7 protein-coding genes are annotated in these 14,500 nt (G+C 59.3%); 2 read left to right on the top strand and 5 right to left on the bottom strand.

Annotated elements, in window-relative coordinates:
- Window positions 1–94: 94 nt before the first annotated feature.
- The 5 genes from msrA to aceE form a co-directional block, all read right to left on the bottom strand.
- Window positions 95–742, bottom strand: coding sequence for a peptide-methionine (S)-S-oxide reductase MsrA (gene msrA, locus ACYZTU_RS03590; protein WP_461968070.1), 648 nt, complete (start codon window positions 740–742; stop codon window positions 95–97).
- Between the two features lie 70 nt (window positions 743–812).
- The gene (locus tag ACYZTU_RS03595) at window positions 813–3,506 is read right to left on the bottom strand and encodes a putative bifunctional diguanylate cyclase/phosphodiesterase (RefSeq protein WP_461968072.1); all 2,694 of its coding nucleotides are present in this window, start codon (window positions 3,504–3,506) and stop codon (window positions 813–815) included.
- A gap of 192 nt (window positions 3,507–3,698) precedes the next feature.
- Window positions 3,699–5,093, bottom strand: coding sequence for an alkaline phosphatase D family protein (locus ACYZTU_RS03600; RefSeq protein WP_461968074.1), 1,395 nt, complete (start codon window positions 5,091–5,093; stop codon window positions 3,699–3,701).
- A 282-nt stretch (window positions 5,094–5,375) separates the two neighbouring features.
- Complete coding sequence (gene aceF / locus ACYZTU_RS03605) at window positions 5,376–7,343, bottom strand: dihydrolipoyllysine-residue acetyltransferase (RefSeq protein WP_461968075.1); 1,968 nt, start codon at window positions 7,341–7,343, stop codon at window positions 5,376–5,378.
- Between the two features lie 11 nt (window positions 7,344–7,354).
- A complete protein-coding gene (aceE, locus tag ACYZTU_RS03610) occupies window positions 7,355–10,000 on the bottom strand; it encodes a pyruvate dehydrogenase (acetyl-transferring), homodimeric type (RefSeq protein ID WP_449642684.1) in 2,646 nt (881 codons plus the stop codon).
- A gap of 383 nt (window positions 10,001–10,383) precedes the next feature.
- Between aceE and glnE the strand changes: the two genes are divergently transcribed.
- Both glnE and waaF read left to right on the top strand, forming a co-directional pair.
- A complete protein-coding gene (glnE, locus tag ACYZTU_RS03615; protein WP_461968077.1) occupies window positions 10,384–13,323 on the top strand; it encodes a bifunctional [glutamate--ammonia ligase]-adenylyl-L-tyrosine phosphorylase/[glutamate--ammonia-ligase] adenylyltransferase in 2,940 nt (979 codons plus the stop codon).
- A 141-nt stretch (window positions 13,324–13,464) separates the two neighbouring features.
- Window positions 13,465–14,499: a lipopolysaccharide heptosyltransferase II gene (gene waaF, locus ACYZTU_RS03620; protein WP_461968079.1), complete on the top strand. Its 1,035-nt coding sequence runs from the start codon at window positions 13,465–13,467 to the stop codon at window positions 14,497–14,499.
- Window position 14,500 lies beyond the last annotated feature (1 nt).

Here is a 14,500-nt window from a genome sequence, read left to right on the forward strand (position 1 = left end):
CTCCTACAGGGTTTTATGTCGATCACAAAATTGTGGTCAGACATAGATCCTGTAGGAGCGAGGCTTGCCCGCGAAGCTTTTCAGGGCCCGAAAGTTAGATTGGGCAAGTCACGCCAGTACCGCCAATTCCGCAATACCCTTCAGGGTTTTTGGCCAGGTATTGCTGGTGATACGCCTCGGCGAAGTAGACCGTCGGCGCTTCTTCGATTTCGGTGGTGATGGTGCCTTTACCAGCCTTGGTCAGTTCGGCCTGGAACACCTGCTCGCTGTGCTTGGCGGCTTCCAGCTGCGTCGGGTTGGTGGCGTAGATCACCGAGCGGTACTGCGTGCCGATGTCATTGCCCTGACGCATGCCCTGAGTTGGGTTGTGCAATTCCCAAAACATCTTCAGCAGCTCTTCGTAGCTGACTTTTGCCGGCTCGTAGACCACCAGTACCACTTCGCTGTGGCCGGTCAGGCCCGAGCAGACTTCTTCATACGTCGGGTTCGGCGTAAAACCACCGGCGTAACCCACCACCGTACTGACCACACCTTCGCGCTGCCAGAACTTGCGTTCCGCGCCCCAGAAGCATCCGAGGCCGAAGATCGCGAAATCCACATCGGTGACGAACGGGCCCAGTAGCGGGGCGTCGTGGACGAAGTGTTTTTCCGGCAGGTTCATTGGGGTTTCGCGGCCAGGCAGAGCTTGTTCTTTAGTCGGGAGCACGTTTTTGTTCACCAGAATTTCCGAGCGCAAGACCATGATCAGTCCTCTCAGTCAGGTTGGGATGTAAAAAGTCAGACACGCAGTTTGCCCGAGAGTTACGCCGCTGTCAGGCGATCGGGCCACGCGGATAGCGCTTGAGCTTTTCGATCAGCTCTACGCCGGGGATCGGTCGGTCGAACAGGTAGCCCTGGCCAACGTCGCAGCGGTGACGGCGCAGGAAAGCCAACTGCTCGGCAGTCTCGATGCCTTCAGCCACGACCTTGAGTTTCAGGTTGTGGGCCATGGCGATCACCGCAGAGGTGATTTCCATGTCGTCCTGGTTGTCCGGGATCTCGTGGATGAAGCTTCGATCAATCTTAATGATGTCGATCGGGAATTTTTTCAAGTAACTGAGCGACGAGTAACCGGTGCCGAAGTCATCCATGGCCAGGGTCAGGCCCAGACGCTTGAGTTGATCGAGCTGCAAGTGGGTGTCTTCAGTGGCTTCCAGCAGCAGGCCTTCGGTGAGTTCGAGTTCCAGCAGGTTTGCCGGCAGCGCTTCCTCTTTGAGGATATTGGCGATGGACGACACCAGGTCCGGATCGGAGAACTGCTTGGGCGAGAGGTTGATTGCCACCTGAAGATTGCCCAGGCCAGCGGCCGTCAGGTCTTTGCTCATGCGGCAGGCTTGGCGGGCGATCCATTTACCGATGGGAATGATCAGCCCGGTTTCTTCGGCGACGCTGATGAACTGGTCCGGGCGGATCATGCCTTTTTCCGGATGGTTCCAGCGCAGCAAGGCTTCCATCCCCAGCAGTCGACCGCTGCGCAGGCAAAGCTTGGGCTGATAGAAAACGTCCAGCTCGTTCTGGGTCAGGGCGCGGCGCAGGTTGTTCTCGACGAACAGCTTGTAACTGGCCTCGGCATTCAGCGCTTCGGTGAACACCTGAACCTGGTGTTTACCGTTGGCCTTGGCCTTGTGCAGCGCCAGGCCGGCGTTGCGCATCAGGGTTTGCGGGTCGCGGCCATGCAAAGGCGCGCAGGCCAGGCCCACTGAACCGGTGACGCTGATCAGCTGATTGTCGACGAACATCGGTTTGTCGAGGGTCATCAGCAATTCGCTGGCCATCTGTTGGCCCGCACGCAGGTCGGTGTTGTCCAGCAGCACGGCGAATTCGTTACTGGCGAACCGCGCCAGGCTGCCACTCGGGCTCAGGCTGTTGCGCAGGCGTCGGGCCAGGCTGATCAGCAGTTTGTCGCCGGTCTGGTGGCCGAGGCTGTCGTTGATCCGCTTGAAGTTGTCGATGTCCACCAGCAGCAGGCTGATGGGGGTATCGCTGTCTCGGGCGAAACGTTCATCGAGGTTGCGGATAAACGACGGACGGTTGCCGAGGTTGGTCAGGTTATCGGTGTAAGCCAGACGCTCGATGCGCTGCTGAGCGAGCTTGGTCTGGGTGATGTCTTCGTAGATGCCGATGTAATGGGTCAGTTCACGGTTGTCGCCGTAAACCTTGGAAATCGACAACTGACCCCAGTAGGGTTCGAGGTTTTTGCGGCGACTTTTGAACTCGCCTTGCCAGCTGTTGCTATTGGCCAGCGCCGAGGGCGCGTCGAACAACAGTTCGCTGAGGTTTTCCAGCGCCGGCAGTTCCGACAGCCGTTGGCCGTGGACTTCTTCGGTGGTGTATTGAGTGATCGCCGTGAAGCTCGGGTTGACGTATTCCACCACGCCATCGCAATTGACCAGCAAAAAGGCGTTGGCGCTTTGCTCTACCGCACGCTGGAACAGGTGCAGGGCGCTGGTGGCGGTGCGGCGGTTATGGTTGTTGATGACCTGAGCGAACTGATCCGCCAGTTCGCCGGCGAAAGCAATTTCGTCCGATTGCCAGGCGCGGGTCGTACCGGTCTGCTCCAGGCAGAGTACGCCGACCACTTGGCCGTCGACGCGGATGCTGGCGTCGAGCATGGCGTTCACATCGCGCGGGCGCAGGTGTTCGGCAATTTCCCGGGTACGCGGGTCGCGCATGGCGTTATGAGCGTCGATGGCGCGGCCGGTGTGCAAGGCTTCCAGGTAATCAGGGAAGTGACTGACGTCGATCGGCTTCGGCAGAAGGTACTTCTGGCTGGCGCGGTGATAGGCCGAAATCGGCACCAGCTGTGAACCTTCGAGGTTCCACAGGCTGGCGCAGTCGATTTCGTAAATGTCACAGGCACTGCGCGTGATCAGCTCGGCGGCTTCTTGCAGGGAGTTGTTGCTGCGGTAGCGCTGACGGGTCAGCAGCAGGATCAAATCTTGCTGGGCGCGCACCCGGTCCAGGTGCTGGAGCTGTTCCTGCTGAGCGAGTTGATTGAGCGCCAGGGCGATTTGCAGGCGAGAGTTCTGGGTTTCCAGGTCCAGGGCCGGCAGCAGTTGCTTGCCCTCGAAAAGGCTGTCGACCACCAGCAGGTAACCACGCAGCAGGTGTCGATTGTGTTGCTTGTAGGCTTCGCCCAATTCCAGCAGGTTCAAGGCGCCTGCGGCGGTGTGCAAGGTGTAGCGGATCTGGTAATTCGAACTTTCGGTGAGCTGCTGCTGGACCTCGTCATGCAGCTGATAGCGCGCTTCAGGTTCCATCAGGCTGGCGTAAGGTGAGTCGACCAGAGCACAGAGGTCCACCGCCGGCAGGCCGAACTGTCGTTCGCAATTGGGATCGAGAAACAGCAGTGCCCAGCTTGGTTCATTCAGCCGTTCGAAACGCAGCATGCCGAGCCGCGAGGGCACAGGCAACTGCGTCACTACCTCGGCCACCATACGGCTGGCGGCATCGGGTTGGCTTTTCATTGATGGAAACTCGCTTCGAATATGCTGATCGCCCGGGCTCTCGCCCTCTTTACTGTTGTCTGCGGCAAGGTTGCATCATTGCAACACTGACTGACAAGAGACATGAAGGCCAAGTGCTATAAGAATATGTCGGCCAGGACGGAGATTTCTTCAGCAAGAGGTCGAAAACTAATGCATTTGGCCTTCATGGGCTTAGCGCAACGTGATACTCGCCGACTCTAAAAGCTTGCCGTCCCGGTCGTGATAGTTGACCTGAACCTTCTCCTGATCAACAACCAGATGGGCAAAGTTGTCCTCGCTGACCACCTCGCTAGTCAGTTCATGCCGATAGTCGCCCGCGACCGTTTGCGCCAGTGGCTGATCGAGAATGAAAGTGGATGCCTTGGCATACGGCAGCAGTTTGCTGTTGCACAGCGGTGACGACACGATGGTGTGCACTTCGAAGTCCGGGTCCTCGCTGTGGGTCAGGCGACTGGTCAGGGAGCCGTGGACATCGCCAGAAATGAAGAAGACGTTCTTGATGCGGTGTGTACGAATCGTCTCCAGCAGCCGTAGTCGTTGTTCCGGGAAGGCTTTCCAGGCGTCATCGCCCTGAGATTTACGGTCGGGATAGAACATCACACTGGTGACCACGAATTTGACCCTGGCCGGGCTGTGGATCAGCCATTTGCACAAAGCCTGTTCCTGCTCTGTGTCGAGAATGCGTCGATCATCGGCCGACAGGTTGCGGCGGGTTCGGCTGTCGGTGACAAACCATTCGATATCGCCTTCGGCGAACTGATACCAATACTGTTCCAGTTTTCTATTTATTTGCCCGTCGGAAAGAAGTTCATGTGCCGGGCTATGGCTGGCTTGATACACCTCATACGCTGCTATGGCGTTTTTGTATAAGTAGGCGTCGGCCTTACTCTTGTTGGCAGGCCAGTTGTCTTCAATTTCATGATCGTCGAGGATCATGTAAGTCGGCACGCTGGACATTAATTTTGCAATATTGGGTTGTGAAAAAGCGGCGCGGTACTTACTGAGTATTTCCTCGTATTCCCGGTCGGGAGCAATAACGTTCAAGTCATCGACGTAGATTTGATCGCCGGTCATCAACATGGCGCTGATAGGTGGTTCAGCCTGCTGCGCCAGATTCGTGATCGAAGCGAAGATTCGATCCCCCAGATGCGGCGCAGACGGGATACCAGCGGTCATGCGCAGGTAACGGCATGAACCGACGATATAGGCCCGTGGAATCGTGCCTTTGCTGGACTGCGTGCGAAACCGGTAGATATCCCGCGGCCATTGCAACGGCAACTCCTGAACCGTTTCCACGGTATGCACCGGGCTCATGGGGCTGAACCATCCCGCTTGGTATTCGTACTCGGTATCGGTGGCTAGATCGTTGAGGGCGATGACATCGGACATATCACGCAAGATCGTTAACTTTGCAAACACACCTTGGGACCAGCGCTCTTCGCCGAGCCGTCGATAACGAATGCCTGCAAATACCAGCGCAGTGTTTTGAAGTTTGCCGCGCAGGAAGATACGTGTGTGGTTAGTTGTGGTGTGGCCAATAATAGGGCCGACAGTCGGTTTGAGCATGTTCGAATCCGTTCGAGATAATGCTAACTAAGCAATAGAGGTTTGTGGAGGGTCTAGCAATAATTAGTTGAACTAAGCTTAGTTATTGGTTCGCAAAAAATATCGAGCAGAAGTGGACTGGAGTTGTGGGCGACGTAAGACGCGAATGTAGGAAAGGGGTGCGGCGTGGCTTTCTTCCAGGCAAAAAAAAGCCCCGCCAAACTGGCGGGGTTGAGGTACGAGCGTGGCGCTCGGAAAACGTGGAACGCAACAGGCCCTCCGGTGAAGGAGGGCCGGCCGGTGTTACAGCAGGATGGTGCGGATGTCCGCCAGCAGGTCGCTCAGACGCTTGGTGAAGCGCGCAGCAGCGGCGCCGTTGATCACACGGTGATCGTAGGACAGCGACAGTGGCAGCATCAGTTTCGGCTGGAAGGCTTTGCCGTCCCAGACTGGCTGGATGGTTGCCTTGGAAACACCGAGGATCGCCACTTCCGGCGCGTTGACGATCGGCGTGAAGCCGGTGCCGCCAATGTGGCCGAGGCTGGAAATGGTGAAGCAGGCGCCTTGCATGTCGTCAGCGGTGAGCTTTTTGTCGCGGGCTTTGGCGGCCAGTACGGCGGCTTCGGCTGCCAGTTGCAACAGGCTCTTCTGGTCGACGTTCTTGATGACCGGTACCAGCAGGCCTTCAGGGGTGTCGACCGCGAAGCCGATGTTCACGTACTTCTTGCGGATGATCGCTTTGCCGCTCGGTGCCAGCGAACTGTTGAAGTCCGGCAGTTCCTTGAGCAGGTGCGCGCACGACTTGAGCAGCAGCGGCAGGATGGTCAGCTTGACGCCAGCCTTCTCTGCAACGGCTTTCTGAGCGATACGGAACGCTTCCAGGTCGGTGATATCAGCCGAATCGAACTGAGTCACGTGTGGAATGTTCAGCCAGCTGCGATGCAGGCTCGACGCGCCGATTTGCATCAGGCGGGTCATCGGCACTTCTTCGGTTTCACCGAAGCGGCTGAAGTCCACGACCGGAATCGGCGGGATGCCCGCGCCGCCGGTTGCGCCGCCAGCGGCCGGTGCTTCCTTGGCCTTCTGCATCATGGCTTTGACGTAAACCTGCACGTCTTCTTTCAGCACACGACCGTGCGGGCCGCTTGAGCTGACCGCGCTCAGCTCGACGCCGAACTCACGAGCCAGTTGGCGCACCGCAGGACCTGCGTGAACCTTGGCGCCCGGTTTGGCGGGTGCAGCAGCCGGTGCGGACGGTGCCGGGGCAGCGGCCGCAGGAGCAGCTTCAGCCTTGGCAGCTGGCGCGGGAGCGGCGGCCGGAGCCGGGGCTGCAGCAGGCGCGACGCCTTTGACTTTCAACTTCAGGATCAGGTCGCCAGTACCGACTTCGTCATCCAGCTTGATGGAAACGCTTTCCACCACGCCAGCGGCAGGCGATGGAATTTCCATGCTCGCCTTGTCGGATTCCAGGGTAATCAGCGACTGGTCGGCTTCAACGGTGTCGCCGGCCTTGACCAGCACTTCGATGATCTTGGCCTTGCCGGCCGAGCCGATGTCCGGGACGTGAATGTCCTGAACGCTGTCAGCGACCGGTGACGCCTGTGCCGCAGCGGCAGGCGCTGGAGCAGCGGCGGCCGGAGCAGCCGCCTGAGCTGGCGCAGCCGCAGCCGGTGCCGCAGCACCTGCCACTTTCAGCGCCAAAATCAGGTCGCCGGTACCGACTTCGTCGTTGAGCTTGACGCTGATGCTTTCGACCACGCCAGCGGCGGGCGAAGGGATTTCCATGCTGGCCTTGTCGGATTCCAGGGTGATCAGCGACTGATCAGCCTCGACGGTGTCGCCGACCTTGACCTGGATCTCGATGATCTGGGCCTTGCCCGACGAACCGATGTCCGGCACGTGCACTTGTTGAGTGGTTGCAGCAGCAGGCGCGGCAGCAGGAGCAGCCGGCGCCGGGGCAGCAGCGGGTTTTGCTTCAGCTTTTGGCGCCGGCGCAGCGGCAGCCGCAGGGGGCGGTGCAGAGGCCGGGGCAGCGGCACCTTCGACTTCCAGCTCGAGCAATTCGTCGCCTTCTTTCAGGCGATCGCCCAGCTTCACTTTAATGCTTTTGACGATGCCGGCCTTGGGAGCAGGGATTTCCATGCTCGCCTTGTCCGACTCAAGCGTCAGAATGCTCTGGTCGGCTTCGATACGGTCGCCGACCTTCACAAATAGTTCGATTACTTCACCTTCACCGCTGCCGATGTCAGGTACGCGAATGAGTTCGCTCACAGAGTGTCTCCTCAGCAGTCCAGTGGGTTGCGTTTTTCCGGGTTGATCCCGAACTTGGCGATGGCTTCAGACACCACCTTAGGTTCGATATCACCACGGTCAGCCAAGGCTTCCAGGGCTGCCAACACCACGAAATGACGGTCGACTTCGAAGAAGTGACGCAGCTTCTTGCGGCTGTCACTGCGGCCGAAACCGTCGGTGCCCAGGACTTTGAATTCCTTGGACGGGACCCACTGACGAATTTGCTCAGCGAACAGCTTCATGTAGTCGGTAGAGGCGATGACCGGACCCTGACGGCCGTTCAGGCACTCTTCGACATAACTCAATTTAGGCTTCTGGCCCGGGTGCAGACGGTTGCTGCGCTCTACGGCCAGGCCGTCGCGACGCAGTTCGTTGAAGCTGGTAACGCTCCAGACATCAGCGCCGACGTTGAACTGTTCACGCAGGATCTTCGCCGCTTCGCGCACTTCACGCAGGATGGTGCCGGAGCCCATCAGCTGAACGTGATGCGCCGCTTCGCGGGTGTCTTCCTCGAGCAGGTACATGCCCTTGATGATGCCTTCCTCGACACCGGCCGGCATGGCTGGCTGCTGGTAGGACTCGTTCATCACGGTGATGTAGTAGAAAACGTCCTGCTGCTCTTCGGTCATCTTCTTCATGCCGTCCTGAATGATCACCGCCAGCTCGTAGCCGTAGGTTGGATCAAAGGTGCGGCAGTTCGGGATGGTGCCAGCCAGGATGTGGCTGTGACCGTCTTCGTGTTGCAGGCCTTCGCCGTTCAGCGTGGTCCGGCCGGCGGTGCCGCCGATCAGGAAGCCACGGGTACGGCTGTCGCCAGCGGCCCAGGCGAGGTCGCCGATACGCTGGAAGCCGAACATCGAGTAGAAGATGTAGAACGGCAGCATTGGCTGGTTGTGGCTGGAGTACGAAGTACCGGCAGCGATGAAGGAGCTCATGGCGCCCGCTTCGTTGATGCCTTCTTCGAGAATCTGGCCCTTCTTGTCTTCGCGGTAGAACATCACCTGGTCTTTATCGACTGGCTCGTAGAGCTGGCCAACGGACGAGTAGATGCCCAACTGACGGAACATGCCTTCCATACCAAAGGTACGGGCTTCGTCCGGGATGATCGGGACGATGCGTTGGCCGATTTCCTTGTCCTTGACCAACTGCGCCAGGATGCGCACGAACGCCATGGTGGTGGAGATTTCACGGTCGCCCGAACCATCCAGGATCGCCTTGAGGGTATCCAGTGGCGGGGTCGGAATGTCGAAGCTTTTGGCGCGACGCTGTGGTACGAAACCGCCCAGTGCAGTGCGACGTTCGCTCAGGTAACGGGCTTCGGCGCTGCCTACTTCGGGTTTGAAGAACGGCAGGTTTTCCAGCTCGGAGTCTTTAACCGGAATGTCGAAACGATCGCGGAACAACTTCAGGCTTTCAACATCAACTTTCTTGGTGTTGTGCGCCGTGTTCTTCGCTTCGCCGGCACCGGTACCATAACCTTTGATGGTCTTGGCCAGGATGACGGTGGGTTGTTCTTTGTGGTTGACCGCTTCGTGGTACGCCGCGTAGACCTTGTACGGGTCGTGGCCGCCACGGTTGAGTTTCCAGATCTCGTCGTCGGACAAATCTGCAACCATCGCCTTGAGTTCTGGCGTGTTGAAAAAGTGTTCACGAACGAACGCGCCGTCTTTGGCTTTGTAGTTCTGGTACTCGCCGTCGATGACTTCGTCCATGCGGCGTTGCAGGATACCGTCGACGTCTTTGGCCAACAGTGGGTCCCAGAAACGGCCCCAGATGACTTTGGTCACGTTCCACTGAGCACCGCGGAACACGCCTTCGAGTTCCTGGATGATCTTGCCGTTGCCGCGAACCGGGCCATCAAGGCGCTGCAGGTTGCAGTTAATAACGAAGATCAGGTTGTCGAGCTTCTCGCGGCCAGCCAACGAGATGGCGCCCAGGGATTCCGGCTCGTCGCACTCGCCGTCGCCCAGGAAACACCAGACTTTTTGCTTGCCTTCAGGGATGAAGCCACGGGCTTCCAGGTACTTCATGAAGCGTGCCTGGTAGATCGCCTGGATCGGGCCCAGACCCATGGATACGGTCGGGAACTGCCAGAAATCAGGCATCAGCCACGGGTGCGGATAGGACGACAAGCCCTGGCCGTCGACTTCCTGGCGGAAGTTGTTCATCTGGTCTTCGGTGATACGGCCTTCCATGAACGCACGGGCGTAAACGCCTGGCGAGGTGTGACCCTGGAAGTAGATCAGGTCGCCGCCGTGTTCGTCGGTCGGGGCCTGGAAGAAATAGTTGAAGCCGATGTCGTACAGCGTGGCACTGGAGGCGAAGCTGGAGATGTGACCGCCCAGGTCAGAATCTTTCAGGTTCGTACGCATCACCATGGCCATCGCGTTCCAGCGTACCAACGAGCGAATGCGGCGTTCCATGAACAGGTCGCCAGGCATGCGTGCTTCGTGGGTAACGGGGATCGTGTTGCGGTACGGCGTGGTGATGGCGTAAGGCAATTGCGAACCGCTGCGGGTTGCGAGTTCACCCATACGGGTCATCAAATAGTGAGCGCGGTCTTCGCCTTCTTTGTCGAGAACCGATTCCAGGGCGTCCAGCCATTCCTGGGTTTCGACGGGATCGAGGTCTTGCATGGCTTGCTCCAGGGCGGAAAGGCTTCCAGAATCGGTTGCCTGAGTTTGCGACTGGCCTTGTGGGCAGACGATATAAATTCTTGGATTGCCGAGAGGTTGTTCCGGCGGCGTGTAGTTTTACTACAAATCATCGGGCATTTCAGCCTTTCGAATGTATATACGAGTAGTAAAACTACAGATGAGCGGCTTGTGGCCTCCAGCTGCGTTGTGAGAATAATCGTTAAGGTTGGTCTTTAGCCAACCAAAAAAGGTGAAAGCTTGATGCTGTCTGCCAAAAATAAAGAAATTACAGCTATTTCTAACCTTTGTTCGACAGTCGATCACGTAGTGCATTCTGGCGAATCACTACATGCAGCCCTCTACACGCCGATCAAGGATAGACCATGAGCCTCCCTTCGCTTGCCGAACTGCCCGGCATTCTCCTGCCGTTTGTCACCCGCGCCGAGCAGTCGTTCCGTACGGCCGTCGCCGGGCTGGACGACGATCATGGTCTATCTGGCTGGACGCCTGAACGCTGGGCGCAATTTGCCCGTGTCACCGCTGCCAGCGATTTCGTGATCGAGCAGAGCGCGCGTGATCCGTTGATGTTGCTGGAACTGGTGCAGTCCGGTGAGCTGGATCGCAGTTTTGTCCCCGGTGAGCTGTGCGCACAGATTGCGACAGCGGTAAATGAAGCGGAAACCGAAGATGGGCTGGGTCGCGCCCTGCGTCGTCAACGTACCCGCCATCAAGTGCGGATCATTTGGCGTGACCTGACTCGTCAGTGCGATCTGATCCAGACCTGTCGCGACCTCTCGGACATGGCCGATGCCAGCATCGATCAGGCCTATCAGTGGTTGTACTCGCGGCATTGCCAGCAGTTCGGCGTGCCGACCGGTCGGCGCAGCGGCGAGCCGCAGCAAATGGTCATCCTCGGCATGGGCAAGCTCGGCGCAGTGGAGCTCAACCTGTCGTCGGACATCGACCTGATCTTCGCCTATCCCGAGGGCGGCGAAACCGTTGGCGTGAAACGCTCGCTGGATAATCAGGAATTTTTTATTCGTCTCGGTCAGCGCCTGATCAAGGCGTTGGACCCGATGACCGTCGACGGTTTTGTATTTCGCGTCGACATGCGCCTGCGGCCTTACGGTTCGGCCGGCGCGTTGGTGTTGAGCTTCAACGCGCTGGAGCAGTATTACCAGGATCAGGGCCGCGACTGGGAACGCTACGCGATGATCAAGTCGCGGGTGGTGGCCGGCGATCAAGTGGCCGGCGCGCAATTGCAAGACATGCTGCGGCCGTTCGTTTACCGGCGCTACCTCGACTTCTCGGCGATCGAAGCGCTGCGCACCATGAAGCAGCTGATTCAGCAGGAAGTCCGGCGCAAGGGCATGGCCGACAACATCAAGCTCGGCTCCGGTGGCATTCGTGAAGTCGAGTTTATCGCCCAGGCGTTTCAGCTGATTCACGGCGGTCGCGACCTGAGCCTGCAGCAACGTCCTCTATTAAAAGTACTGAGCACGCTGGAAGGTCAGGGCTATCTGCCGCCGGCGGTGATCAGCGAGCTGCGCGAAGGTTACGAATTCCTGCGTTACACCGAACACGCGATCCAGGCGATTGCCGACCGTCAGACCCAAATGCTGCCGGACGGTGCGCAGGATCAGGCGCGTATTGCCTTTATGTTGGGTTTCGCCGATTGGGCCGCTTTCCACGAACAGCTCATGTATTGGCGCGGCCGTGTGGCGTGGCACTTCGGCCAAGTGATCGCCGATCCTGACGAAGAGCAAGGCACCGAGAGCGAAGTGGTGGTCGGCGGTGAATGGCTGCCGCTGTGGGAAGAGGCTCAGGATGAAGAGGCTGCATGTCGCCAGTTGGAGGAGGGCGGTTTCGCCGATGCCAGCAAAGCGCTGAAAGCGTTGGCCGGCTTGCGCGGCAGTCCGCAATTGCGAGCGATGCAGCGTCTGGGGCGTGAACGCCTCGATGCGTTTATTCCACGATTGCTGGCTCAGGCTGTGGAGCACGCCAATCCGGATCTGGTGTTGGAACGGGTGTTGCCACTGGTGGAAGCCGTGGCCCGCCGTTCCGCGTATCTGGTGTTGCTGACCGAGAACCCCGGCGCGCTGCGACGCTTGTTGACCCTGTGCGCCGCGAGCCCGTGGATCGCCGAACAGATCACCCGCTTCCCGTTGCTGCTCGACGAATTGCTCAATGAAGGTCGGCTGTTCAAGCCACCGCTGGCGCCGGAACTGGCCGCCGAGTTGCGCGAGCGTTTGACGCGGATTCCCGAAGACGACCTCGAACAACAGATGGAAGCCCTGCGGCATTTCAAACTGGCGCACCGCTTGCGGGTCGCCGCTTCGGAAATCGCCGGCAGCCTGCCGTTGATGAAAGTCAGTGATTATCTGACCTGGCTCGCCGAAGCGATTCTCGAACAAGTGCTGGCCCTGGCCTGGCGCCAGACCGTGACCAAATATGGCACGCCGCTGCGTACCGACGGCACTTTGTGCGATCCCGGCTTCATCATTGTCGGTTACGGGAAAGTCGGCGGTCTGGAACTGGGGCATGGTTCGGACCTGGACCTGGTGTTCATCCACGATGGCGATCCGCAGGCAGAAACCGACGGCCCGAAGCCTATCGACGGCGCGCAATTCTTCACCCGGCTGGGGCAGCGGATCATTCACTTGCTGACGGCGCAAACCAACTCCGGTCAGCTGTATGAAGTTGACATGCGCCTGCGGCCGTCCGGTGCGTCGGGGTTGCTGGTGAGCTCGCTCGGGGCGTTTGCCCGGTATCAGGAAAACGAAGCCTGGACCTGGGAGCATCAGGCGCTGGTGCGGGCTCGGGTGCTGGTGGGCAGTGCGGACGTTGGTATGGCGTTCGAGAAAGTCCGTGCGGCGGTATTGGGCAAGTCGCGCGACCTTGCGACCTTGCGCCAGGAGGTCAGTGAGATGCGCGCCAAAATGCGCGATAACCTTGGCAGCAAGAGCACCGCGGCCGGCACCGCGGCAAATGCCTTCGAGGCCACGGCGCCGTTCGATCTCAAGCAGGACGCCGGAGGTATCGTCGATATTGAATTTATGGTGCAATACGCGGCCCTGGCGTGGTCCGAAACGCATCCGCCATTGGTGCGCTGGACTGACAATATTCGCATTCTGGAAGGGCTGGAGGAGGAAGGGCTGATGCCTGTCGAAGACGCCAGCCTGCTGCGCGAGGCCTATAAGGCCTACCGCTCAGCCGCTCACCGGCAGGCCTTGCAGAAGGACGCCGGAGTGATACCGGGCGACCAGTTCGTGGACGAACGGCGGCAAGTAGTGCGGATCTGGCGTGAGCTGGGGCTAAGCTGACGTTGACTGTCACAGATGTGCATTAAATTGATCCGACGAGCCCCAACCGGCTCGTCCAAATGACCTGGCAGCCAAGGCTGCAGGTGCTGGATTCTCGAGGCGGGGAGGCGTATGCCTCCCCGGTTCGTTTTTGGAAACCACATGAAAATTCTGATCGTTGGGCCCAGTTGGGTCGGTGACATGGTGATGGCGCAGACACTGTTTCAGTGTCTCAAGCAGCGCCACCCGCAATGCGAAATCGACGTGCTGGCCCCCGAGTGGAGCCGGCCGATTCTTGAGCGCATGCCCGAAGTCCGCCAGGCCTTGAGCTTTCCGCTCGGTCACGGTGTTTTGGAGCTGGCGACGCGTCGGCGTATCGGCAAATCGCTGGTCGGCCAGTACGACCAAGCGATCCTGCTGCCCAATTCCCTGAAGTCGGCCTTGGTGCCGTTCTTCGCCGGCATCCCGAAACGCACCGGCTGGCGTGGCGAATTTCGCTACGGCCTGCTCAATGACGTGCGCACGCTGGATAAAGAACGTTATCCGCTAATGATCGAGCGCTTCATCGCCCTGGCCTATGAGTCCGGTGCGGATCTGCCGAAACCTTATCCACGCCCGAGCCTGCAGATCGATCCGGTCACTCGCGAAGCGGCAATGGCCAAGTTTGGCCTGGCCCTCGACCGCCCGGTGTTGGCGCTGTGCCCCGGTGCCGAGTTTGGCGAGTCCAAGCGCTGGCCGTCCGAGCACTACGCCAAAGTGGCCGAAGCGAAGATCCGCGAAGGCTGGCAAGTCTGGCTGTTCGGTTCGAAAAACGATCACGCGGTCGGCGAAGACATCCGTTCGCGGCTGATTCCCGGTTTGCGTGAAGAGTCGGTGAATCTCAGCGGAGGCACCTCTCTGGCCGAAGCCATCGACCTGATGTCCTGCGCCGACGCGGTGGTGTCCAACGACTCTGGCCTAATGCACGTCGCCGCTGCGCTGAATCGCCCGCTGGTGGCGGTCTACGGCTCGACGTCGCCGGGTTTCACACCGCCACTGGCCGAGCACGTCGAGATCGTGCGCCTAGGCATCGAATGCAGTCCGTGCTTCGATCGCACGTGCCGCTTCGGTCATTACAACTGCCTGCGCCAGCTCATGCCGCAAGCGGTGAACGAAGCCTTGCAGCGTTTGCAGGGCACTGTGGTCGAGGTCAAATAGT

Source organism: Pseudomonas sp. HLT2-19-2 (assembly GCF_054898005.1).

What these genes read in the sequence shown, in the direction of transcription:
- ACYZTU_RS03600 (WP_461968074.1), bottom strand. Translation starts at nt 5,093, where the DNA reads ATGCTCAAACCGACTGTCGGCCCTATTATTGGCCACACCACAACTAAC.
- ACYZTU_RS03595 (WP_461968072.1), bottom strand. Translation starts at nt 3,506, where the DNA reads ATGAAAAGCCAACCCGATGCCGCCAGCCGTATGGTGGCCGAGGTAGTG.
- msrA (WP_461968070.1), bottom strand. Translation starts at nt 742, where the DNA reads ATGGTCTTGCGCTCGGAAATTCTGGTGAACAAAAACGTGCTCCCGACT.
- glnE (WP_461968077.1), top strand. Translation starts at nt 10,384, where the DNA reads ATGAGCCTCCCTTCGCTTGCCGAACTGCCCGGCATTCTCCTGCCGTTT.
- waaF (WP_461968079.1), top strand. Translation starts at nt 13,465, where the DNA reads ATGAAAATTCTGATCGTTGGGCCCAGTTGGGTCGGTGACATGGTGATG.
- aceE (WP_449642684.1), bottom strand. Translation starts at nt 10,000, where the DNA reads ATGCAAGACCTCGATCCCGTCGAAACCCAGGAATGGCTGGACGCCCTG.